Origin of the sequence: Billgrantia desiderata, assembly GCF_900108215.1 — a bacterium.
Classification (GTDB): domain Bacteria; phylum Pseudomonadota; class Gammaproteobacteria; order Pseudomonadales; family Halomonadaceae; genus Halomonas; species Halomonas desiderata.
Genome location: NZ_FNVC01000012.1, coordinates 25142 through 47665 on the forward strand (window position 1 = coordinate 25142; position 22524 = coordinate 47665).

The window sequence follows — 22524 nt, forward strand, 5'->3', positions numbered from 1 at the left end:
CAAGCGGCGTGCCATGTTTTTATTGTTTGTTTTTCAATGGCATGTGGTGAGGATGGTTAAATTTACCTCATCGTGATAGGGTTTAATTTACCCTTAGAGGTATTATTAACCATGCTCGATGATTCCCTGCTGGCCGACCTGACCGCCGATCTGCCCAGCGCCGTGCGTCTGCAGCGCCTGGTCCGCACCCTGCGCGAAGGCTTTCGCTGCGGTGCGGTGTGCCTGCTGCAGCTTCAGCAGGACGTGCTGGCGCCGGTGGCGGTTGAGGGGCTGGTGCGCGAGGCACTGGGGCGGCGCTTCGAGGTGGCGCGCCATCCGCGCCTGGCCGCCATCCTCACCAGTCGGCGCTCGACCCTGTTCCCACCGGACTCCAGCCTGCCCGACCCCTACGACGGCCTGGTCGAACAGCAGCCGGGGGAGCCGCTGCACGTGCACGACTGCATGGGCATCAGCCTGCACGTGGAGGGCGAGCCGTGGGGCGTGCTGACCCTGGATGCGCTGGTGGCGGGTACCTTCGACGAGACCGCCTGTACGGCGCTGGAGCGCTATGCGCTGCTGGTGGAGGCTGCAGTGCGCGTCTCGCGCCTGGAACAGGAGGTGCGTGCGCTGCGCATGGCGGGCCATGGCAGCATCGCCCATGTCGAGTCGGGCGAAGGCGGCGAGATCCTCGGCCACAGCGCCGAACTGCAGCGCCTGCTGCACGAGCTCGACGTGGTGGCGGAATCGGACCTGCCGGTACTGCTGATGGGCGAGACCGGGGTGGGCAAGGAGCTGTTCGCCCGGCGCCTGCACCAGCGCTCGCCGCGGCGCGATCAGCCGCTGGTGCAGGTCAACTGCGCGGCGCTGCCCGAGACCCTGGCCGAGAGCGAGCTGTTCGGTCACGTCAAGGGGGCCTTCTCCGGCGCCACGGCGGATCGGGCGGGGCGCTTCGAGGCCGCCGACGGCGGCACGCTGTTCCTCGACGAGGTGGGCGAGCTGCCGCTGGCGATCCAGGCCAAGCTGCTGCGTGCGCTGCACAACGGCGAGGTGCAGCGCCTGGGCGAGGACACCCCGCGCCGGGTCGACGTGCGCATCATCGCCGCCACCAACCGCCAACTGGCCGACGGTGTGCGCGACGGCCTGTTCCGCGCCGATCTCTACCATCGGCTGTCGGTCTATCCCGTCGCCATTCCGCCGCTGCGTGAGCGCGGCAGCGACGTGCTGGTGCTGGCCGGACACTTCCTCGAGATCAACCGCGCCCGACTCGGCGTGCGCAGCCTGCGCCTGGCACCGACGGCCGAGACGGCGCTGCTGGGCTACCGCTGGCCGGGCAACGTGCGCGAGCTGGAACACGTGATCAGCCGGGCGGCGATCAAGGCGCTGGGCCACGGCGCCCGGCGCGATGACATCGTCACCCTTCAGCCCGAGTGGCTCGACCTGTCTCATGGCGAAACGTTGAAGGGCGCACCGTTGAAAGCCGATTCCCGCGCACCCGATACCCAGGCGTTGGCGACGCACGACATCGAACCGCTACGCCGTCAGGTCGAAGACACCCAGCGATGGGCGATTCGCCAGGCCCTGGCGGCGTGCGACGGCAACTGGGCGAATGCCGCCCGCCGCCTCGCCGTGGACCCCAGCAATCTGCACAAGTTGGCGCGCCGCTTGGGGATCAAATAGTTACGAATTGCAAGCCCCAGCGTTTAAAATAAAGTCCATATCTGGTGCTTGATCGGTCGGGGTCGGCTATATATGGTAGCCAAGGCCCCGGTCGGGGCATTGGTACAGGCTTGACGCATATCAGTGCAGGCAGGCGGCGTCGAGCTTAGGATGATCGGTTTCATGGCCACCTGGCCGCACCGAATCCATGGGTTCGCTCCACCGGAGAGTCGCTATGCTTCCGCTATCCCTGTCGCGCTTGCCACGTCCGCCCGCCCCGACCCGCCTGATTCGCGCCATCGACCCTCGCGTGCCGCTTGTCCTGAAGCGCCAGCTGATCGAGCCGCTGCTCAACCGCACCTTCGCCGAACCCCTGGCCGAGGGCGAGTTCGATGTGCTCGAAGGGCGGCGTATCTCGCTGCACATCGAGGACCTGGGCGTGGCACTGACGCTGACTCTCGAAGACGAGCGCTTCCGGCTCAGCCCGGAGCTGGGAGAGGCCACCATTCGCGGCGGCTGGCGCGAATTCCTGTGCCTGGCGACCCGGCGCGAGGATCCCGACGCCCTGTTCTTCCAGCGCCGCCTGGTGATCGAGGGCGACACCGAGCTCGGCCTGATGGTCAAGAACCTGCTCGACAGCCGCGAGGAGGGCCTGGCCCAGGGCCGGCTCGGCGAATGGCTGGCGCGCTTCGAGCGCATGGCGCGCCAGGAACGTTGAACGATTCGAATTTTTGACCCTTACTGGAGATTCCTGCATGAGTACTTCCACCAAGGCCGTCAAGACATCCCTCGAGGTGCCTATGCAAGCGCCCTCACGCGATATCTGGGACTCCAAGTATCGGCTCAAGGATCGTCATGGCCGCCCCGTCGACAAGGATGTGGCAGCGACCTGGGAGCGCGTCGCGCGTGCCCTCGCCGCGGTGGAAGGCGACAAGGCCGAGGAGTGGCTGCCCAAGTTCCGCTGGGCGCTGGAGAACGGTGCCATTCCGGCCGGGCGCATCATGTCCAACGCCGGCGCCGAGGACTACAAGCCGGCGGTGAGCCTGATCAACTGTACCGTCTCGCGCACCATCCGCGACTCCATGCACGACATCCTCTCCTCGGTGGTGGATGCCGGCATGACCCTCAAGGCGGGCTGCGGCATCGGCTATGAGTTCTCCACCCTGCGCCACAAGGGCGCCTTCGTGTTCGGCGCCGGCGCCGGCACCAACGGCCCGCTGGCGTTCATGGATATCTACGACAAGATGTGCTTCACCGTGGCCTCGGCGGGCGGCCGCCGCGGTGCGCAGATGGGCACCTTCGACGTCGGTCACCCCGACGTGCGCACCTTCATCGAGGCCAAGCGCGAAGCCGGTCGGCTGCGCCAGTTCAACCTCTCGCTGCTGATCACCGACGAGTTCATGGAGGCGGTGAAGAACGACGCCGACTGGCCGCTGGCCTTCCCGCTGCACGCCGGCGAGAAGGATGACGTCAAGCCCGAGGACCTGATCTACCGCGACTGGCCGGTGGTCGAGGAGGGTTACACGGTGGACGCCGAGGGGCGGGTGGCCTGCCGCATCGTCGAGGTGATCAAGGCCCGCGAGCTGTGGGACACCATCATGCGTTCCACCTACGACTTCGCAGAGCCGGGCTTCATCCTGATCGACCAGGTCAACCGCATGAACAACAACTGGTTCTGCGAGGAGATCCGCGCCACCAACCCCTGCGGCGAGCAGCCGCTGCCGCCGGAAGGCGCCTGCCTGCTGGGCTCGGTCAACCTGACCCGCTTCGTCATCGACCCCTTCGGCAAGAAGCCGCGCTTCGACTGGGAGCGCTACCGCCAAGTGGTGGCGATCTTCACCCGCATGCTCGACAACGTGGTCGAGATCAGCGGCCTGCCGCTGCCCGGCCAGCGCCGCGAGATCGAGGCCAAGCGCCGTCACGGCATGGGCTTCCTCGGCCTCGGCTCGACCCTGACCATGCTCAAGATCCCCTACGGCTCCGCCGAATCGCTGGCCTTCACCGAAGAGGTGAGCCGCAACCTGGCCATCGAGGGCTGGAAGCAGGCGCTGGAACTCTCCCGCGAGAAGGGCATGGCGCCGATACTCGCCGAGGACTTCGAGATCACGCCGAAGATGATGCGCGAGCGCCCGGAGCTGGCGAAGGACGGCTACGAGATCGGCGACAAGGTGCCGGGGCGCATCCTGCACGCGCGCTACAGCCGCTACATGCAGAAGGTCGCCGAGGTGGAGCCGGAGCTGGTCGCGGCGCTGGCCGAGCACGGCGCGCGCTTCACCCACCACAGCTCCATCGCGCCGACCGGCACCATTTCGCTGTCGCTGGGCAACAACGCCTCCAACGGCATCGAGCCGTCGTTCTCGCACCGCTACTTCCGCAACGTCATCCAGTCGGGCAAGAAGACCAAGGAGCAGGTGGAGGTGGTCTCCTTCGAGCTCGCCGCCTACCGCCACTTCATTGCCAGCGACGCGGTGGAGAGCGACCTGCCGGACTACTTCATCACCGCCGATGCGGTCACCCCGACCCAGCACGTGGCGGTGCAGGCGGCGGCCCAGGCGTGGGTCGACTCGGCGATCTCCAAGACGGTCAACGTGCCCACCGAGTTCCCCTTCGAGCAATTCAAGGACCTCTACCTGGACGCCTACGAGAGCAAGCTCAAGGGCTGCACCACCTTCCGCTTCAATCCCGAGGCGTTCCAGGGCGTGCTGGTGCGCGAGGACGACCTCAAGAACACCACCTACGTGTTCGAGCTGGAGAACGGCGAGACGCTGGAGCTGGCCGGCGACGAGAAGGTGGTTTACGACGGCGAAGAGCACAACGCGGCCAATCTCTATGACGCACTAAAAGAGGGTACCTATGGGAAGTGGTAACCGCTCGATCCGTTTCTGCGTCATGAAGACAAGTATTGGAGGAGCCAACTGATGGCCGTCGAAATCAAGTCCAAGATCGTTTCCTACAGCGTCAAGAAGGCGGTGCAAGAGGCGCCGCTGGCCGACGAGAACCCGCTCACGGTACGCATTCCCTCGCGCCCGGAAGGGACGCTGGAGGCCGTCTCCGAGAAGATCTCCTACGTCGGCGCCGAAGGCCGCAAGAAGGTCTACCTGCTGGTCTCCTTCATGCCGGTGGAAGGCGTGCTCGACGGCAAGCGCGTGGTGATCGAGCGCCCGGTGGAGTTCTTCTTCCCCTCCGGCCAGCTCTCCAGCGAGCACCAGTGGATCACCGCCACCATGCGCAGCCTGTCGCTGGCCGCCCGCGGCGGCTATGTCACCCAGGCGGTGGCCGACCTGCGCAAGGTGGCGTGGGACAAGGGCCTGGTGCGCTGCGGCATGAACCGCTGGGGCAAGCCGATGTTCCACGACTCCGAAGTGGCCGCCATCGCCTGGTCGATCCAGCAGATCCTCTACCGCCGCGGCTTCCTCGATCAGGACGGCAACCAGGTGCCGGTGGAGGAGCTGGTACGCCGCTACGCCCACCGCCTGACCCACGGTCATCCCTGGCAGCCGCCCACCCCGGAAGAGGAGGCGCAGGCCGAGAAGCAGGCCAAGGCGGCAGTCGCCGACGAGAAGGGCGACGGCCCCACGGTGGTGGGCCACTGCCCGGAGTGCCGCGGCGAGCTGATCATGATGGATGGTTGCCCGACCTGCTATGCGGGCTGTGGCTGGTCCAAGTGCGGCTAAGAAAGCACTGTACAGCTGGCTGCGCGAGCGAGTCGCTGCGTTGCGCGGTGCCGAAGCGTCGGACCGTCGGAATCCTCACCTATACCCCATAGGCTCCGGTTGACTCGCAGCCTTCGGCTTCTCGCCCCTTCGGGGCCAGCCTACGGCTGTTTGTCGCTTCGCTCGGTACTGCGCTCCGTGCGCCTTGCGACCCACAGGGATGTGGGAAGTGCGTTGGTTCGTCGGGAACGAACATAGCCGCTTCATCTCGCTCGCCAAGCTGACCAGCACTTTCTGAAACTGTCTGCACGGACATGCTATGCCCCCAGAAGCCGGACTTGTTCCGGCTTCGTCGTGTCCGGGTCAGGCGGCGACGATCCTGGGGCCGCCGTTGGCCGGCGGTAGCGCCATGTCGCCGTCGGTGATGACCACGTCGAAGTCGTCGAGGCGGGCGAAGTAGGCCGGGCGCACCTGGCCGATCTTGCTTTCGTCCACCACCAGCAGGCGCTGCTCGGCGCAGGCGATGGCGGCTTGCTTGGGGGCGACCTCGTGGAAGTGAAAGCAGCTCACGCCGCGCTCGGCGTGTACCCCGGCGGCCGAAATGAAGGCGCGATTGATGCCCAGGCGCTTGATCGCCGCGCTCATGTCGTCGCTGCCGAAGGAGTGCGAGGTGGTGTGATAGAGGCCGCCCAGCAGTACCAGGCGTACGTCGGGTATCAGGCTCACGGCATTGGCGACATTGAGTGCGTAGGTCACCACGGTAAGCTGGCGGCGCTCGCCGAGCAGGCCCGCCAGGGGCAGCAGGGTGGTGCCGCAGTCGATGAACAGGGTGTCGCCGTCTTCGATGAAGCCGGCGGCCCGTTCGCAGAGCCTGCGCTTGGCCAGGGCGTGGCTGTCCTGCTGCTGGTCGAGGTCATACACCGGCGCATAGTGATTGGCCATCACAAGGCGTCCACCGAGCAGGATCATGGCGCCGTCGCTTGCGGCCACGTCACGGCGAATGGTCATCTCGGAGACGCCGCACATCTGAGCGGCCTCGCCGAGGGGGAGGGTGCCGCCACCGGCCAGCGCCTGCTGCAGACGGGCCAAGCGCATGGCGCTGCGGTCTTTCATTCGCTGCTCTCCAACTTCACACTCCACGACTTGACTCGAAGATCGCTTTGGCTGGCCCTATGCTGAGCCAGGCGACGAGTATTTTCCACTCCCGCAGTCGCCAGGCGCTATAGTCCTGGCATGTTCTCTCTCCATGCGCATGCGGTGCCGTCATGATTCGCTCCATCCTGGTGGTGTGTCGCGGCAATGTCTGTCGCAGCCCCGTGACTGCGGCAATGCTTCAGCGACGCCTGCCCCACTGCCGAGTGGCATCGGCAGGGCTGGCCGCGTTGGCCGGTCGCGGCGTGGCACCGGAGGCGCTGCATCTGGCCGAGGCCGACGGGATCGACGTCAGGGAGCATCGTGCCCGCCAGCTCGATGACCAACAGCTGGCCGAGGCCGACCTGGTACTGGTAATGAGCGAAGGCCAGCGCCGCGAAGTCACCGAGCGCTGGCCCCAGGCGATGGGAAAGGTCATGCGCCTGGGGCACTGGCTGGCGCAGGGGCAAGGGCTGGACATTCCCGATCCGTATGGTCGTTCGCCGGCGGTGTTCGAGCGGGTGCATCGGCTCCTGGGCGATGCCAGCGATACCTGGATCCCGCGACTTTGAGCGGTCAACGGCCCTGCTGCGCAGGGTTTTGCAACGACCTCGGTATGTGTTTCGTCTCCTCCCCTCAGTAGTGGTTCTAACGCCACCGGCTGACGTTTTTCACCCTCTTCATCCCCTTGGCTGATTTTTCTTCTGAGTCTTTTTTTGCCGCCAATTTTCAGCATCTGGCTGAGGCAAAAACCATCTGGCCACACCGAAACGTCCATGTAACCTAAATGTATCTTCGTCATCATCATCTTGTCATGCTCTTGTGGATGCCAATGTAACGAAATGTATATTTTGCATCATGATGTGACGAACTGATAAGGACGGGAAAAGTTCAGGCTTCGGATGGCTGCCATGAATCCGGGGCGGTAGCGTGTCACGGGGATCCTGAGGGGGATCGAGCAATGACTACGATCATTGAGGGAAGTCCATCTATATGCGCTTCCGGCGGACCGGATGGTCGCACCACCTGTACTGCAGCGGCAAGGCTTACCTTGTCCCTTTTCTTATTGATTCTGATGCTCTCATTAGCGGGATGTGCCTTGGCTCCGGGGGGGCATATCAACCACAACCGACTCGAAGAGTCATTGGATTCACGCGTCGACATACAGCCGATAACCCCTGAGCTGGTCATGGGAATGCAGCTGGTCGAGCCCGCCTCGCGTCCTCTTCCAGCCGATCTGCAGCGGGAGCTTCAGAACTACGAGTACCGTATTGGCCCGGGAGACGTGATCAGCGTCATCGTCTACGACCATCCCGAGCTCACCATTCCCGCCGGCAGCGAGCGGGCGGCATCGGAAACCGGTAACCGGGTGCGGCCGGATGGCACCATGTTCTATCCCTACGTGGGGCGCGTGCAGGTGGCGGGTATGACCCTCGAGGAGCTGCGAGGCCTGATCAGCCGGAGGCTCTCCCAGGTGATTACCGAGCCCCAGGTGGAAGTGGGTATTGCGGCATTCCGCTCGCAGAAGGTCTACGTGAGCGGGGCGGTGGAGCGGCCCGGTGCGCAGCCACTCACCATCGTGCCGCTGACGGTGCTGGATGCCATCAGCGAAGCCGGCGGTGCTCGTAACGATGCCGACTGGCACAACGTACTGCTCAATCGCGACGGACGCGAGGAGCGTATTTCCCTGTTCGCCATGCTGCGCCAGGGTGACCTGACGCAGAACCGCCTGCTGCGCGACGGCGATCTGCTGCACGTGCCCACCTCAGAGAATCAGAACGTGGTCGTGCTCGGCCAGGTGTTGAGGCCAGGCGCCATTCCTTTGGGCAACGAGCGCCTGTCATTGACCGATGCTCTGGCCCGCGCGGGAGGGGTGAACGAGAGCCGTGCCCAGCCCTCGGGAATTTTCGTGGTACGCGGAAATCCGCCGGAAAGTGAAAAATTGGCCACGGTCTATCAGCTCGATATCAGCGATGCTACTCGTTTGATGCTGGGTACGAGATTTCCGTTGAATCCTCAAGATGTGGTCTACGTGACTTCAGCACCGCTGGCACGCTGGAACAACGTCATATCCTTGTTGATCCCTTCGGTAACGCTCCCGGGTGACGTGGCGAGATCCATAGACAATGTCGGTGAAATTTGAACTCTGTCTCATCGCTGGCACAGTCAATGAGAGGCACCACCTATGACGATTTTTCCAAACCCACCTGCATCACCCCAGTCGCCTGCAGAGAGTGGCGATATCAGTCTGAGGAAGTTGCTCGACGCTTTGAATGACAAGAAAAAGATCATTTTCCTCAGCATTTTCGTATTTCTGTTGGCGGGTTATTTCCATGCGAGCTCGCAACCGCGTATCTACCAGTCCGACGCGCTCATTCAGGTGGAGAACCGCGCAGCGATTCTGGGGCTGCTGCAGTCCCTGGCCGGCGGGGAGCAGGTGGGAAATCCGACGGCAGCGGAGCTGGAGATCCTGCAGTCGCGCATGGTCATGGGAGAGACCGTCGACCGCCTCGATTTGACCCTGATCATCGAGCCGCGCCGAATGCCGTGGGTGGGAGATTTTCTAGTCAATCACGGGGTCCGGCACGCCTGGCTCGAGCGCTTCACGCCGACATTCGTGCGCGAGCGGCTGCCCGGTGCGCTGGCCTCGTCGGGTTCGCCCTATGTGTGGGCGGGGGAGTCCTTGCGCATCTCCCGCTTCGAGCTGCCGGCGCAGGGGGAGGGGCTCCGGCACACCCTGAGAGTCACCGGCGCCGACACATACGAGCTGCTGCTGGACGGCACCACGCTGCTGCGTGGTCGCACCGGCGAGACCGCCAGAAACGACGAAGGCTATCGACTCTTCGTCAGCCAGATGGTGGCCCATCCGGGAGCCGAGTTCGAGGTGCGTCGCGTCTCCCGGCTCAGCGCGATCGGCCAGCTGCAGCGCAACTTCATGATCGTGCCGCGGGGCAAGGACTCGGGGGTCTATCAGGTATTTCTCAGCGGGCCGGATCGTGAGCTGACGCAGCAGACGCTGGATACCATTACCGGGGTCTTTTTGACGCAGAACGTGCAGCGACAGTCGGAGGAGGCCGAGAAGCAGATCGCCTTCCTGGACGAGCAGATTCCCCAGGTCAATGCGCAATTGACGGAAGCGGAAAATCAGCTGAACAGCTACCGGGCTCAGCGCGACTCCGTCGACCTGACGTTCGAGACCCAGAACCTTCTCAACAGGATGGTGGCCGTCGAAAACCAGTTGACCGAACTCGCCCTGGCCGAGGCGGATCTGGCCGAGCGTTTCCGGCCAACGCATCCCAACTATCAGGCGCTGCTGCGACAGCGCTCGCAGTTGCAGGCCGAGCGCGAGCGGTTGAACGGGCTGGTGGGTGAGCTGCCTGAGACTCAGCAGGAGGTGCTGCGCCTGACCCGCGACACTCAGGTCAACCAGCAGGTCTATGTGCAATTGCTCAATCAGCGTCAGGAGATGCGCCTGCTGAAGGCGGGCACCGTGGGTAACGTGCGGATTCTCGACAATGCCGAGATGCGACCGGGGGCCATTTCACCACGGGTTTCGCTCACTACCCTGGTCAGCGCCATGATCGGTGCCGTGCTGGCCTGTACGGGCGTCATCCTGCGCCTGCTGTTGAGCCAGGCGATCAAGAGCCCCGACCAGCTCGATGAGATCGGTCTGCCGGTATATGCCACCCTGCCTGCTTCACAGGAGCAGACCCGGCTCACACGACACATTCGGCCGCCAGGCTCGAAGCAGCAGCAGGACGTCTTCCGCGGTCTGCTAGCGGTGGAGGAGCCCGCCGAGCTCGCCGTCGAGGCGCTGCGCAGCCTGCGCACCAGCCTCTACTTCGCCATGCTCGAGGCGGGTAACAACCGCTTGATGATTGCCGGAGCGGGGCCGGGGGCGGGCAAGAGTTTCGTGGCCGCCAACCTGGCCACCGTTTGTGCCCAGGCCGGGCAGCGGGTGCTGCTGGTCGATGCCGACATGCGTCGCGGCCGCCTGCACCATGCTTTCCATGCCAAGGGGATGCCGGGGCTGTCCGAGCTGCTGGCCCAGCGCATCGAGCTCAACGACGCGATCCGTACCTCCGAGGTGGAAGGGCTGGACTACGTGGCTCGCGGCACGGTACCGCCCAACCCCTCCGAGCTGCTGATGCAGCGCAGCTTTCACGACTTCCTGCAGGCGATGAGCGAGGCCTACGACCTGGTGGTGATCGACACGCCGCCGGTGCTGGCCGTCACGGATGCTGCCATCGTCGGCAAGCTGGCCGGTACCAGCCTGCTGGTGGTGCGCTTCGGCGTCAGTCCGCCGGCGGAGATCAAGGCGGCCAAGCGCAGGCTGGAGAGTGCCGGGGTACGGCTCAAGGGGGCGATTCTCAATGGTCTCGAGAAGCCGACCAGCAGCCGCTACGGCCACTACGGCAACTACATCTATGCCTATCGGTGACAGGGAATGTTGAGCCAACTACGTGAGCTGTACACGCTGCTGACCTCGGACCAGCGCCGTCGACTGCTGCGGCTGCAGGGCTTGATCATCATCATGGCCTTTGCCGAGATCGCCAGCGTGATCGCCATCGGTCCCTTCATGGCGGTGGTGGGTGACATGAGCCGCTTGCAGGGCGAGGGCTGGCTGGCCCAGGCGTATCGGTGGAGCGGTGTCGAGAGCCCCGAGCGGTTTCTCACCCTGCTGGGAGTCTGCGTGCTGGCGGTACTGCTGGTGGCGGCACTGTTCTCCATGTACACCACCTGGCGACTGTCGCTCTATGGTGCGCGGGTCGGCGCCGAGCTCTCCAGCCGGCTGTATCGCTACTACCTGCATCAACCCTGGCTCTTCCATGCCGGCGGCAGCAGCAGCCGGCTGATCAACCGTGCCTCTCAGGAAGTCCAGCGGGTCACCAACCGGGTGGTCAACCCGTTCATGCAGCTCAATGCCAAGCTGGTGATGGTCACCTGCATGTCAATCACCATCTTCGTCTACAACCCGAAGGTGGCCGCGACCGGCATCGTGATCTTCATCCTCTCCTATCTGCTGCTGTACAAGACGGTGCGCCGCTTTCTGGTGTCCAATGGCAGGCGTGTGTCGCGTTTCCAGGCCAAGCGTTTCAAGCTGATGACGGAGGGCTTCGGCGGCATCAAGGATCTGCTGCTGCTGCGTCGTCAGGCCACGTTCACGCACCAGTTCGACAAGGCCAGCCAGCAGGTGGCGCGTGGCCAAGGGGTATCGCAGGGCTTGAGCGAGGCGCCGCGCTATGCCATCGAGATGGTCGCCTTCGGTTCGGTGATCCTGCTGGTGCTCTATCTGCTCAATGCCCACCAGGGCAATCTGGGTACCATCCTGCCGGCGCTGTCGATCTATGCGCTGGCCGGGTTCAAGATGCTGCCCGCCTATCAGAAGATCTACGCATCCATCTCGCATATCCGCAGCAACCTGGCGGCCTACGAGACGATCCGCGACGACCTGGTGGCCAGTTGCTCCCATGCCGAGGCCGAAGTTCGCGGGAACGACGGGGCGCTGCCGCCGCTGGTGGCGAAAACGAGCATCCGCCTCGACGACGTGCATTTTCACTACCCGGGCAAGCGATTGCCGGCACTCAACGGACTGAGCCTGGAGATTCCGGTTGGCGCCCGGGTCGGGCTGGTGGGGGAGTCAGGCTCCGGCAAGTCCACCGCCGTGGATCTGCTGCTGGGACTGATTCAACCCCAGCAGGGGCGGATCCTGGTGGACGAGGTGGCGTTGGACGAGGCAACCCTGCCGTGCTGGCAGGCCGGCATTGGCTTCGTGCCCCAGCACATCTTCCTGGCGGATGCCACCGTGCTGGAGAACGTGGCGTTCGGCGTGCCGCGTGAGGAGATCGACGTGGCGCGGGCGCAAGAGGCGGTGCGCATGGCTCAGCTCGAGCCGCTCCTGGCCTCACTGCCCGAAGGGCTCGAGACTCTCGTCGGCGAGCGTGGCGTGCAGCTCTCGGGGGGGCAGCGTCAGCGCATCGGTATTGCCCGGGCACTCTATCGCAATGCGCAGGTGCTGGTGCTCGATGAGGCCACCAGCGCGCTCGACGGCATTACCGAGCAGCGGGTCATGGACGACATCGATGCCATTGCCGGCGGCAAGACGCTGGTGATGATCGCTCATCGTCTGACCACGGTGAAGGAGTGCGACATGATCTACATGCTCGACAAGGGGCGCATCATCGACAGCGGCACCTACGACGAGCTGGTCGCGCACAACCACACCTTCCGCATGATGGCCAATCTCTAGTCACTTCTACGAGGCATGCTCATGCACCTGCTAGCCGCCATTCTGCTGTTCCTCGGGCTGAGCCTGGCGAGTCTGTATGTGTTTCCCAGCGGTCAGCCTCAGCCCGCCGACTTCCTGCTGCTCGGTTTTGCCGTGTTGATGTCGCTGCTGGCGCTCACCGATCGCGGCAGGGTGCTGTCGTCCTTCGTCATCTGTTGGGCGTTGATGGTGCTCTGGGTGCTGCTGGTCAGCCTGGGCTGGACGCTGGTCATGGAGCGCACCTCCTTCTTCATCTACCCTGCCTTCTTCTTCTTCAACTTCCTGGTGGGCATGGCGCTGCTGCGCTTTCTTGGCGTTTCGGGCGAGGCGGGGCGCAGCCTGATCCGTAATGCCATCTCCATCGCCTTGCTGGTCGCCGCCAGCCAGGTGCTGCTGCAACTGGGAGCCGGGGCGAACCGCACTACCGGCAGCTTCAACAATCCCAATCAGCTGGCCTACTTCTCGCTGTGCGGGATCGTGATCCTCATGTTGCTGGACGATTTCCGGCCACCGCTGCGGCCGCTGATGCTGGCCGGCTTGGTGGCGGCCGTGGTCAGCATACTCGCCGCTTCATCCCTGGGGGCCATGGGCGGTGCGGTGCTGGTCGGCCTGGGCTGGGTGGTGGCCAATCTGGATCGGCTGCGCCGTTTCGCCAGGCTGCTGCTGGTGGCGCCGCTGATCCTGGGGGTGGTGGTGATGGTGAACTTGAGCTCGGATGGCCAGGTGCAGAGCAATCTGCAATCGCGCATGGATCGCGCCCCGGACAAGGTGGAGAACGCCTACGAGGAGCGCAAGTACGATCGCCTGGCCAACTTCCCGGAATACGCCATTCTGGGGGCGGCGGAGGGCGAGCGGCGGCGCTTCTATCCCTATCACAGCAGCGAGATCCACTCCTCCTACGGCAACATGCTGTTTGCCTATGGCATCCCGGGTTTCGGGCTGTTCCTGGCCGTCATCTTCATTGCGCTGAGCAGAGCGCCGCTCTACGTCTGGATGGGTGTGGCGGGGCCGCTGATCTATTCGATTACCCACAACGGGCTTCGCTCGACCCTGTTCTGGATGATGCTGGCGATCTGTTGGCATCTCTATCGGCAGGGGAGGCGGCGGCATCGGGCCTCAGCCGTTGCTGCTCCGACCGTGGCGGAGTCGGAACGCTATACACGCAGTTCATCATGACGCGGAGTCCATCATGAGCCTACGGAACCTGACCTCTTGGCGGTCGTTCAAGTATCTCATCGGCCTGGCGTGCCTGGTCGGAGCGGGGTGGATGCTGGTATGGCCCGGGGCCACCACTTCGCCGGCCGCCTCCCAAGCCCTGGTCATCATCAGCGCCGAGGGCGAGACGGTACCGGTGGAAAGCGGCGGCGATGCCGCCGACGACCCGGCCATCTGGTACAACGCCCAGGCGCCTGAGCTCAGCCTGGTACTGGGTACCGACAAGAGGCGCGGCCTGGAGGTCTACGACCTGGCGGGGGAGCGGGTGCAGTCGCTGCCGGTGGGCAGGTTGAACAACGTCGACCTGCGCCAGGACGTGCTGCTCGACGGACGCCGCCGAGACATCGCCGTGGCGACCCATCGCGACACCGACAGCCTGGCGGTCTTCGAGATCGATGCGAGCGGAGAGGTGAGCCTGATCGGCAAGGTGGCGACAGATCTGTCGGAGATCTACGGCGTTTGCCTCTACCGCCACGGCGAAGAGCTGCATGTGTTCACCAATGGCAAGGATGGCAGCTATCTCCAGCATCGCCTCGACATCGTGCAGGGGGGGCCGCAGGTCGAGCTGCTGCGCTCCTTCCAGCTCGACTCCCAGCCCGAGGGCTGTGTGGCAGACGATCAGCGCTCGCTACTGTTCGTCGGCGAGGAAGCCTTTGGCGTCTGGGTCATGCAGGCGGCGCCGGATGCGACCACCGGCCGCGAGCTGGTGATCGAAGCGACATCTCCTTTGAAGCCCGACATCGAAGGGCTGGCCCTGTACGGCGACCGCTACCTGATCGTCTCGAGCCAGGGCAATCACCGCTTCGCCGTGCTCGATGCCAGCCCACCCTATCGCCTCCGGGGAATGTTCCGTATCGACGAGGACGGCGAACGCGGCATCGGCAGCGTGCGTGAGACCGATGGCATCGAAGTCAGCGACCTTAGCTTCGGCGAGCGTTTCCCTCTGGGGTTGATGGTGGTGCAGAGCGGCAGAAACGTTTCGACGAACCAGAACTTCAAGTATCTCAACTGGGCGCAGATAGCCGAGGCCCTGGAGCTTTCAGTGCCGCAGTGAGAGGTCATGCGAATCAGAGGGAATTGCCATGCTGATCCCCTTGCAGCCGCTGCTGCGGCTTCCACGCTGTATCAAGCGGCGCGTACTGGTGGCGATCGACGCGCTCGTCGTCATGGCCAGCGTGCACCTTGCGGCTGCCCTACACCAGGAGAGTCTGTCGGCCTTCCTCGACCTGCAGCTAGGCTCGACGAGCCTCGTCGTGGCCCTGATCAGCCTGGTGCTGTTCCAGTGGCTGGGCCTGTATCGGGTGGTGATCCGCTATATGAACCACACCACGGTGCTGAGGGCGGCACTGGCAGTGATGGCATCGGTCTGCGTGCTATTGCTGGTGACGCAACTCAAGAGTCCCCCGCTGGTGATGCCCATCATCATCACCTATGCCCTGCTGGTACTGCTGGGGATCGGCGGCGTGCGCTTCCTGCTGCGTGAGCTTTATCTGCAGCATCAGCGGCGCAAGTGCCGTCCGGTCATCATCTATGGGGCCGGGGCGGCCGGCTGCGAGCTGGCGGTGGCGCTGCGGCACGGCATCGAGTTCGAGCCGGTGGCCTTCGTCGACGACTGGCGCGGTCTCGACGGTGCCCTGGTCGAGGGCCTGCGCGTCTATCAGCCGGTCGCCCTGGCGGCGCTGATCGCGGAGCACAAGGCGGCGATGGTGCTGCTGGCCATCCCCAGCGCGCCGCGCTGCCGGCGCCGGGAGATCCTGCAGCGTCTCTCGGCGCTCTCCGTTCCGGTCAAGACCATTCCTGGCAGTGCCGATGTGATCGCCGGTCGTGCGAGCCTGTCGGAAGTGCGTGACGTGGCCCTGGAAGACCTGCTGGGCCGGGAGCCAGTGCCACCCTTCCCGGAGCTGCTGGATGCCGATATCCGTGGCAAGACGGTCATGGTGACCGGTGCCGGCGGGTCTATCGGCAGCGAGCTGTGCCGGCAGATACTGGGGCAGCAGCCGGCCTGTCTGCTGCTGCTCGACAAGTGCGAGTTCGCTCTCTACGCCATCGAGCAGGAGCTGCTGCGGCACCCGGCCATGCGCACAGGTGTCGAGCTCAAGCCGCTGCTGGCATCGGTGCAGCACCGCGATGCGCTGGCGACGATCTTCGCCACTTTCGAGGTAGACACCGTCTATCATGCCGCGGCCTACAAGCATGTGCCGCTGGTGGAGTACAACCTGGTCGAAGGCCTGCGCAACAATGTGTTCGGCACCCTCGAACTGGCCCAGGCGGCCATGAAAGGCGGTGTGGCAACCTTCGTCATGATCTCCACCGACAAGGCGGTGCGGCCCACCAACGTGATGGGGGCCTCCAAGCGCCTGGCCGAGCTGATCTGCCAGGCTTTCGCCCGGGCGGGAAGCCAGACCCGCTTCTGCATGGTGCGCTTCGGCAACGTGCTGGGCTCGAGCGGCTCGGTGGTGCCGCGTTTCCGCCAGCAGATCGAGCAGGGGGGGCCGGTCGAGGTCACGCACCCCGACATCACGCGCTACTTCATGACCATTCCCGAAGCGGCCCAGCTCGTCATTCAGGCCGGCGCCATGGGTAGCGGGGGAGAGGTCTTCGTGCTCGACATGGGGGAGCCGGTGCGCATTCATGACTTGGCGGTGAACATGATTCGGCTCTCCGGCTTCTCGGTGAAGGACGAGCGTGACCCGGTGGGGGATATCGAAATCGTCTATACCGGGCTGCGGCCGGGCGAAAAGCTCTATGAAGAGCTGTTGATCGGCGCTGCTGCGACGCGTACCTGTCATGACCGCATCATGACCAGCTCCGAGCGCTACTGGGAGTGGCCGATGCTCGATGCCTTCCTGCGCAGGCTCGAAACGGCGCTGGCCGGTACCGATCATGCCCTGATTCGTCAGCTGCTGCGGGCGGCGCCGCTGGATTACCGACCGACGGACGAGCTGGCCGATCTGATCTGGCAAGCCCGTCAGGCTCGGATCGCTACGCCCGCTGTTCGCCATATCCAGGCGGGGCTGCCCTCCGGCGCCACGCTCACGGCCATGCTGGGTCCGGTGGCCAAAGGGGGCTGACATGAGAGTCGAGCCGCTACTGATCAAGCATTGGCTGATTCGCAAGGGGGAAAAGTGCGGCTTTCATCTGCTGTCGATGAAGCGTTTCCGCCCTGTGGATGCGCGCAGCCACGAAGGCAACCCGCTGGCCCTCAGCTATCGCCACCCAGGGCGCCGGCTGCTGCTGGATGCCCCTGTGGCCTGGGGCTTCGGCCTGTTCAATTTCCCGTTCGGCCGTCCGCGGCCCCTTGCCGGCGTGATACCGCGTGCCCTGGCCAATCCTGGCCAGGAACGAGCGCTGATCCGGGAGGCGCTGGTGGCGTTCTATCAAGCCTGGCAGCCTCGCTCGGCAGCCGAGTTTTTTGGTCTGGACAGGTGCGAGAGCGAAGCGCTGGATGCGCTGCCAACCTGGCTTTCGCCATGGCCCTGGGACCCGCTAACGCTGGAGCAGAAGCGCATCCAGCGACGTCGCGCTGAAGAGCGAGAAAACGCCAGGGTGCTGGGAAAAGAGCTTGGTCTTGAGGCCGGCTGGAAGTTCTGCGGGCCGGTGAGTGAGCTCAAGCTACACGTCGAGGTGGAGCGCCTGGCACGGCTGGTGGAGTCGATACGCACCCATGGCGTGCGCCGCCATGACGGCACCGATGGTGACATTCGCGCCCTTGTGCTGAGCCATCCCGACGGTCGCTGGCGCTGGCAGGTGCTGGTGGGACAGCATCGCTATGCCGTGATCAGCGCCCTGGGCCAGGAGCGCATCGCCATTCGTGTAGAGCAGTTCGTGCGTCGTCAGGAGGTCATGCTGTGGCCGGGCGTGGCTTCCGGTCTGTTCACACCTTCGGCCGCACTCAAGGTGTTCGACGACTGTTTCAGCGAGGGTGGCCGTTGCATCGAGCAAGAGCTGCCCGAAGCCGTCACGACGGGGCAGGAGCCGCGAGAACCGAATCAGGGGGAATCCCATGATGAGCTGGAAGCGAGTTCGGAACAGGTTGGCCCGGGGACCCCGGGGTAAGCGACGCGCCCCTCGGCACTATTACGTTGCCGGGCAGGCGGGGTTCGATAGGCTGGCCGAGACCTTGGCGGAGCGCGGCGTCGACCATCTTTTCCTGCACTGGCCCGGCGCGGAGGTGGCCTGGCCCAGCGGTGAGGAGGTGGTGCTGCTGGTGGCCGACGACGGCCTGCCGCAGGCAGCGGCGCTGCTCGGCACCACCGCGCGGTCGGGCGATCTGCGCTGTACCCTCTACAGCGTGGGCGGGCTGCCGGGCAGTGACCGCAACAAGGTGGCCTACCTGCCGGTGCGACGGGCACGTGAACTGCTTGCTGCGGCCCGTGCCCAGCCCGCCCCCCGCCTGGCCAGCGATGCAGAGCGACTGATGGCACTGAGCGTGGAAGCAGTTTACCACCTCGGCTTGGCCAGCGGCCTGGCCAGCGAGAGCGCCATCGGCGATGGCTACATGGCATCGCCCCACGCCAGCGCCATCAAGGCGCTGAACGCCCGCTGCGGCCTGTGGCCGCCACCTATCCGGCTCGACCTCGAGTCGCTGGATGGGCTGCTCGGCGAGGCTGGCTGGGCACCGCTTTCGGATACCGTGGAGAAGCTGTCTGCAGTCAATCCCTGGCTGAAGCTGCGCCTGCAGGTCTCGACCCAAGACGTCGCGCCGGGCCTGGCGGTATATCTCATCCGTGAGCGCGGGCTGGAGAGGCTCGATGGGCTGCGGGAGGTGCTTGTCCGCAACGGGTTCGACGTGCTCCATGAGGCGCCGATCAGCGGTGAGCAACGCGACGAGGTGGCCGATCTGATCCGCGGCGGCAATTGGGGGCGAGGACCGTACCCGACCAGTGGAGGCCTGCCTGCGTACCTCCTGGTGACCCACGATGTCTATCCGGACCTCTCGCCCTCGAAGGCATCGGGCGCCTCCGAGCTGGTGGACAATGCCCGAGTGTTCACGGTGAAGGAGCAGATGCGCCGCCTGGTCAACCGGGGCCAACCCACCTCGCAGCACTGCAACCCCGTTCACTCCTCCGACAACGCCATGCAGGCCGTGGAGTATCTCGGCATTGTGGCGCCCGAGAGAGTGGATGAGGTGGTGGCGTGCGCCCGACAGCGCAATGCCGCCTTCGCCTCGCCATACCCGGTGCTGGCCGATTTGAGCAAGCATGCCCGCCGGGCCAAGGTGGAGCTGATCGACTTCCACGGGCGGTGGGCGATCTGCAAGACCTTTCGACCGGGTCGCGAGCGTTTCCTCGAGCGTGAGGTCAAGGCGCGTGAGTTGGGCAGCTCGCTGCCGGAGGTCTCGCGCATCCTAGAAATCGGCTCTCACTATCTGGTGTTCGAGTGGTACGAAAACAGTCTGCCGAGCATTCTTTCGCCCAAGCCGTTGTTCTACCCGCATGGGCTGCTGCCGATATGGGCGATCGAGCGGCTGCGAGCGATCATCCTGCACTACCGACAGCTGGGCTATGAGTGCATCGATTTCAATCCCCACAACGTGATCTACGACCCCTGCAAGGGGCTCAAGGTGATCGATTTCGAGTTCCTTCAGCCCGGCGATCAAGAGCAGGACACCTTGAAGGGTAACTACGCCTGGTATCCGGTGCCGGACACCTTCCCCGGTGACATACCCCCCACGACCCAGCGTCGCCCCTACCTGCGTCGCTGGCTGACGTATACCGGTCTGCCGCGCTTCATGTGCCTTTATTCCTTTCCACGCCCTGTGCTGGTCGTGGTGCGGCGTATCACGCTGGTTGCCATCACCTTGGCAGGCGTGCGTCGCATGGGCTGGCGCAAGCTACGGCGCATGACCGGAAAGAGTATGCCACGGGCCAAACCGGTGCAGGAGGTCGGTCGGTCTGGGGCCGGCAGCCTGAGATCGCCGCAATAGCACCCATGCAGGACAGCACGACGCGCCGGGATGCGCAAGTGCATCGATGAACGGGGGTGGGGAACATGCTGCTCAACAAGATCAAGCGCTACGCCAGGCAGCGCTATGCCAGCCACCTGGGGCGACCGATGACGCACCGGCGCTACATCGACGGACGGCTGGGCATGATGGGCTTTCTCGATGCGCTCAAGAAGAGGGAGGTCGATTACGTCGTGCTGCGCTGGTTCGACTCCCTGCCTGTCATCGAACCGGGCGAGGACGTCGATATTCTCGTTGCCGACGAGGATGTCGGAAAGCTCAGCGAGTGTGTGAGCGTCAATCGTCGCAAGCGGGATATCGCCTGCGACCTCTACAGCGTCAGCGGACTGCCGGGAACGAGCCATCACCAAGGCAGCTACTACCCCGCGGCGAAGGCTCGGCAAATTCTTGCCAACGCGATCTGGATGAAGGGACTCGTTCGCGTTCCCGCGGCCGATGAGCACTTCCTGTCACTGAGCTATCACGCGATTTACCACAAGGGATATCTGTCGGGTATCCCGTCGGAGTTCAGTGAGCGCAATGCCCAGGTCAGGCCGCCCAAGGACCACGACTACCGGGGCATTCTCGAGACGCTGCACGGTCAGTCGAGCTATGCCGCCCAGGAGCTTGACATGACGCTCGAACGGCTCGATGCCTTTCTTGCAGGGCTGGGGTGGCGACCCGATCGGGACACTCTGAGGCGACTGGCGAAGCGCAACCGGTGGATCGCTGACAACTACAACTTCCTTGGCTGATCCAATCCCTCACGCAGCCTAGGCGGAGTGGAGCAGATGCCATGAAAGCATCATACGCAGGCCTGAGTTTTCCATCTGAGCCCATGTCACGCAGCGCCGCCGTCGAAGCGCTGGAGCGGAGCGGCTCTTGCTGGCGGCTTGCCCTCAAGCCGCGTGGAGCGTGCGGGCGTGAAAGGCTGCCTTGTGCCCTGGCCGAGGTCGGCTACCGCGAGCGTGTGCGGCTCACACCGCGTGCCAGAGCGAACTTGGAAGCGCTGGTCGGGATCATTCTACCGGGGCGAGAAACCGCGCTGGAGCTGCTGGTATATCAACCGTTACCTGTAGCCGAGGGAGGCCACCATGCACCGCGGGATGGCTGGCTGATTCTGGTTGGTGAGGAGGCGGCCCAGTTGGCGCGCTGGCTGCTCGACGACAGCGCCGGCCACTTCCTGCGTCATGCCCGCCTGGGGCGTTATACCGTCACTGCGGCCAGACTCTCGTACTTTCGCTCGTTCCTCGCCAACAATCGCTTCCGCCATGACGAGGTGCTGCTGGATGCGAGTCTGGTGCTCGAGCTGTACGGGTTACGCAAGGCCGAGTGCATCGACTACTTGGCGCTTGCGGCCGAGGTGAGGCATCGGCCGCGCATCAGGCGCAACGACGACGACAGCCATCACCACCGATGTTCGCTGCGGGAAATGCTGGCCACCCCTGGCTGCCATTTTCGTCTGGGTGAGCTCCGCTGCGTCTCGTTCGAGCAGATCATCCGCTTCAAGCGCTCGCGCGGCACCTTCGCGGACCGCCGTGACCTGAGCATGATGCAGGCCTTGGTGACGGGCAATCGCCTGGCAATACTGTGGCACCGGGCACTCTATGAGATCGATCTGGGACGTCGGCTCCTATCTGACTGGTTGATTCAACGGATACGACCTGAAGCTAGTGGACAAAGGCTCGCTTTCTCTCATCGCTGGCGTCGCCGTCGGAGCCACTGACATGGCATTCTTCTCGGTCGTGATATCTGTCCTCAATCAGGTAGCGACGCTGACGGACTCGCTTGCCAGCCTCTATCAGCAAACCTATCGCGATTTCGAGGTCATTGCGGTGGACGGCGGCTCGACCGACGGCTCCTACCAACTGCTCGAACAACATGCAGGCAAGGGCCGGTTACGCCTGTATCGACAAGACGAGGGTGGAGCCCAGGAGGCCAGAAACTTCGGTGCGGAGCAGGCCAGGGCCGCCTGGCTGGTGTTCTTCGATGCCGACAGCATCCTGCTCTTCGATCACCTCTCCCGCCTTGCCGATGCCATTGGCAAGCATGCCGACATCGAGCTGTTCGTCAATGCCTATCAGCAGATGGAAGGGCATCGCAGGCTGCCACGAACTGCCAGCCTGCCCAGTGGGGTGACCACTCGCCGGGAGGCGTTGGCAGCCATTGCCCAGCATGACTTCATCCATACCGGTGCCACCTGCATTCGTCGCGGGCGCTTTCTGGCGCTTGGTGGCTTTCCGCTCGGCGGCTTGCGCGACGATGGCGATATCTATTTCTGGCTCAAGGTGCTGTGCGAGCTGGCGGCGATCCACTACGACAATACCGTGACCTGCCTGTGGCTCAGTGATGACCGCAACGGTAATCGGGATGCAGGCGAGCCGGCTCCCCCCCGCTCCGATGCCGAATGGCTTGCGCAATGTTCGGCTCGGCTGTCGTGGCGGGAAGCGCGTTATCTACGGGCGACCATCAATCGCAAGGTACTTGCCCGGGCGGCCCGGAAGAAGCGGCTTGGACTCTCGGTGAAGGCCGAACTTGCCGCGATCTCGCTGTCCGGACTGGGCCTGAGCCATTGCGCACGTGTCGCCGTACTGATGCTTCCCCAGTCCTGCTATGAGCGCTATCGGAAGTGAATGAGGGAAATGACCGCGAAGGGTTCGGACGATTTGTCCGCACAG

Annotated in this window: 17 protein-coding genes; 16 read left to right on the forward strand and 1 reads right to left on the reverse strand. The window is 64.5% G+C overall.

Annotation, left to right across the window (positions count from 1 at the left end; genetic code table 11):
* Positions 1–111: 111 nt before the first annotated feature.
* The 4 genes from norR (at position 112) to C4S71_RS12175 (ending at position 5309) form a co-directional block, all read left to right on the forward strand.
* The gene (gene norR, locus C4S71_RS12160; protein WP_103969291.1) at positions 112–1656 is read left to right on the forward strand and encodes a nitric oxide reductase transcriptional regulator NorR; all 1545 of its coding nucleotides are present in this window, start codon (positions 112–114) and stop codon (positions 1654–1656) included.
* Positions 1657–1870: 214 nt separating this feature from the next.
* The gene (gene ubiT / locus C4S71_RS12165) at positions 1871–2353 is read left to right on the forward strand and encodes a ubiquinone anaerobic biosynthesis accessory factor UbiT (RefSeq protein WP_103969292.1); all 483 of its coding nucleotides are present in this window, start codon (positions 1871–1873) and stop codon (positions 2351–2353) included.
* 37 nt (positions 2354–2390) lie between these two features.
* Positions 2391–4502 (forward strand): adenosylcobalamin-dependent ribonucleoside-diphosphate reductase, encoded by a 2112-nt coding sequence (locus C4S71_RS12170; protein WP_086510582.1) that lies wholly within the window; start codon positions 2391–2393, stop codon positions 4500–4502.
* 51 nt (positions 4503–4553) lie between these two features.
* Complete coding sequence (locus C4S71_RS12175) at positions 4554–5309, forward strand: ribonucleoside-diphosphate reductase (protein ID WP_086510581.1); 756 nt, start codon at positions 4554–4556, stop codon at positions 5307–5309.
* Positions 5310–5651: 342 nt separating this feature from the next.
* On the opposite strand, the gene C4S71_RS12180 is transcribed toward C4S71_RS12175, so the two are convergent.
* Entirely contained in the window at positions 5652–6401 is a 750-nt protein-coding gene (locus tag C4S71_RS12180; RefSeq protein ID WP_086510577.1) for a DeoR/GlpR family DNA-binding transcription regulator, read from the reverse strand.
* A gap of 152 nt (positions 6402–6553) precedes the next feature.
* Here C4S71_RS12180 and C4S71_RS12185 point away from each other — a divergent pair, with 152 nt between their 5' ends.
* The 12 genes from C4S71_RS12185 (at position 6554) to C4S71_RS12240 (ending at position 22479) form a co-directional block, all read left to right on the forward strand.
* A complete protein-coding gene (locus tag C4S71_RS12185) occupies positions 6554–6991 on the forward strand; it encodes an arsenate reductase/protein-tyrosine-phosphatase family protein (RefSeq protein WP_103969293.1) in 438 nt (145 codons plus the stop codon).
* 389 nt (positions 6992–7380) lie between these two features.
* The gene (locus C4S71_RS12190; RefSeq protein ID WP_103969294.1) at positions 7381–8562 is read left to right on the forward strand and encodes a polysaccharide export protein; all 1182 of its coding nucleotides are present in this window, start codon (positions 7381–7383) and stop codon (positions 8560–8562) included.
* 42 nt (positions 8563–8604) lie between these two features.
* Complete coding sequence (locus C4S71_RS12195; protein WP_103969295.1) at positions 8605–10860, forward strand: polysaccharide biosynthesis tyrosine autokinase; 2256 nt, start codon at positions 8605–8607, stop codon at positions 10858–10860.
* A gap of 6 nt (positions 10861–10866) precedes the next feature.
* Entirely contained in the window at positions 10867–12669 is a 1803-nt protein-coding gene (locus tag C4S71_RS12200) for an ABC transporter ATP-binding protein (RefSeq protein ID WP_103969296.1), read from the forward strand.
* A 21-nt stretch (positions 12670–12690) separates the two neighbouring features.
* Positions 12691–13863: an O-antigen ligase family protein gene (locus C4S71_RS12205; RefSeq protein WP_103969297.1), complete on the forward strand. Its 1173-nt coding sequence runs from the start codon at positions 12691–12693 to the stop codon at positions 13861–13863.
* 13 nt (positions 13864–13876) lie between these two features.
* A complete protein-coding gene (locus tag C4S71_RS12210; RefSeq protein ID WP_103969298.1) occupies positions 13877–14956 on the forward strand; it encodes a phytase in 1080 nt (359 codons plus the stop codon).
* A 28-nt stretch (positions 14957–14984) separates the two neighbouring features.
* Complete coding sequence (locus tag C4S71_RS12215; protein WP_103969299.1) at positions 14985–16973, forward strand: polysaccharide biosynthesis protein; 1989 nt, start codon at positions 14985–14987, stop codon at positions 16971–16973.
* A gap of 1 nt (position 16974) precedes the next feature.
* A complete protein-coding gene (locus tag C4S71_RS12220) occupies positions 16975–17958 on the forward strand; it encodes a ParB N-terminal domain-containing protein (protein ID WP_103969300.1) in 984 nt (327 codons plus the stop codon).
* A complete protein-coding gene (locus C4S71_RS12225; protein WP_146064599.1) occupies positions 17936–19828 on the forward strand; it encodes a hypothetical protein in 1893 nt (630 codons plus the stop codon). The genes C4S71_RS12220 and C4S71_RS12225 overlap by 23 nt, the downstream gene beginning before the upstream one ends.
* A 65-nt stretch (positions 19829–19893) precedes the next feature.
* Positions 19894–20601: a hypothetical protein gene (locus C4S71_RS12230; protein ID WP_103969302.1), complete on the forward strand. Its 708-nt coding sequence runs from the start codon at positions 19894–19896 to the stop codon at positions 20599–20601.
* A 41-nt stretch (positions 20602–20642) separates the two neighbouring features.
* Positions 20643–21572, forward strand: a complete 930-nt coding sequence (locus C4S71_RS12235; RefSeq protein WP_146064600.1) for a hypothetical protein — start codon at positions 20643–20645, stop codon at positions 21570–21572.
* A complete protein-coding gene (locus tag C4S71_RS12240) occupies positions 21520–22479 on the forward strand; it encodes a glycosyltransferase family 2 protein (protein WP_146064601.1) in 960 nt (319 codons plus the stop codon). Before C4S71_RS12235 ends, C4S71_RS12240 begins: the two co-directional genes overlap by 53 nt.
* Positions 22480–22524: the final 45 nt, after the last annotated feature.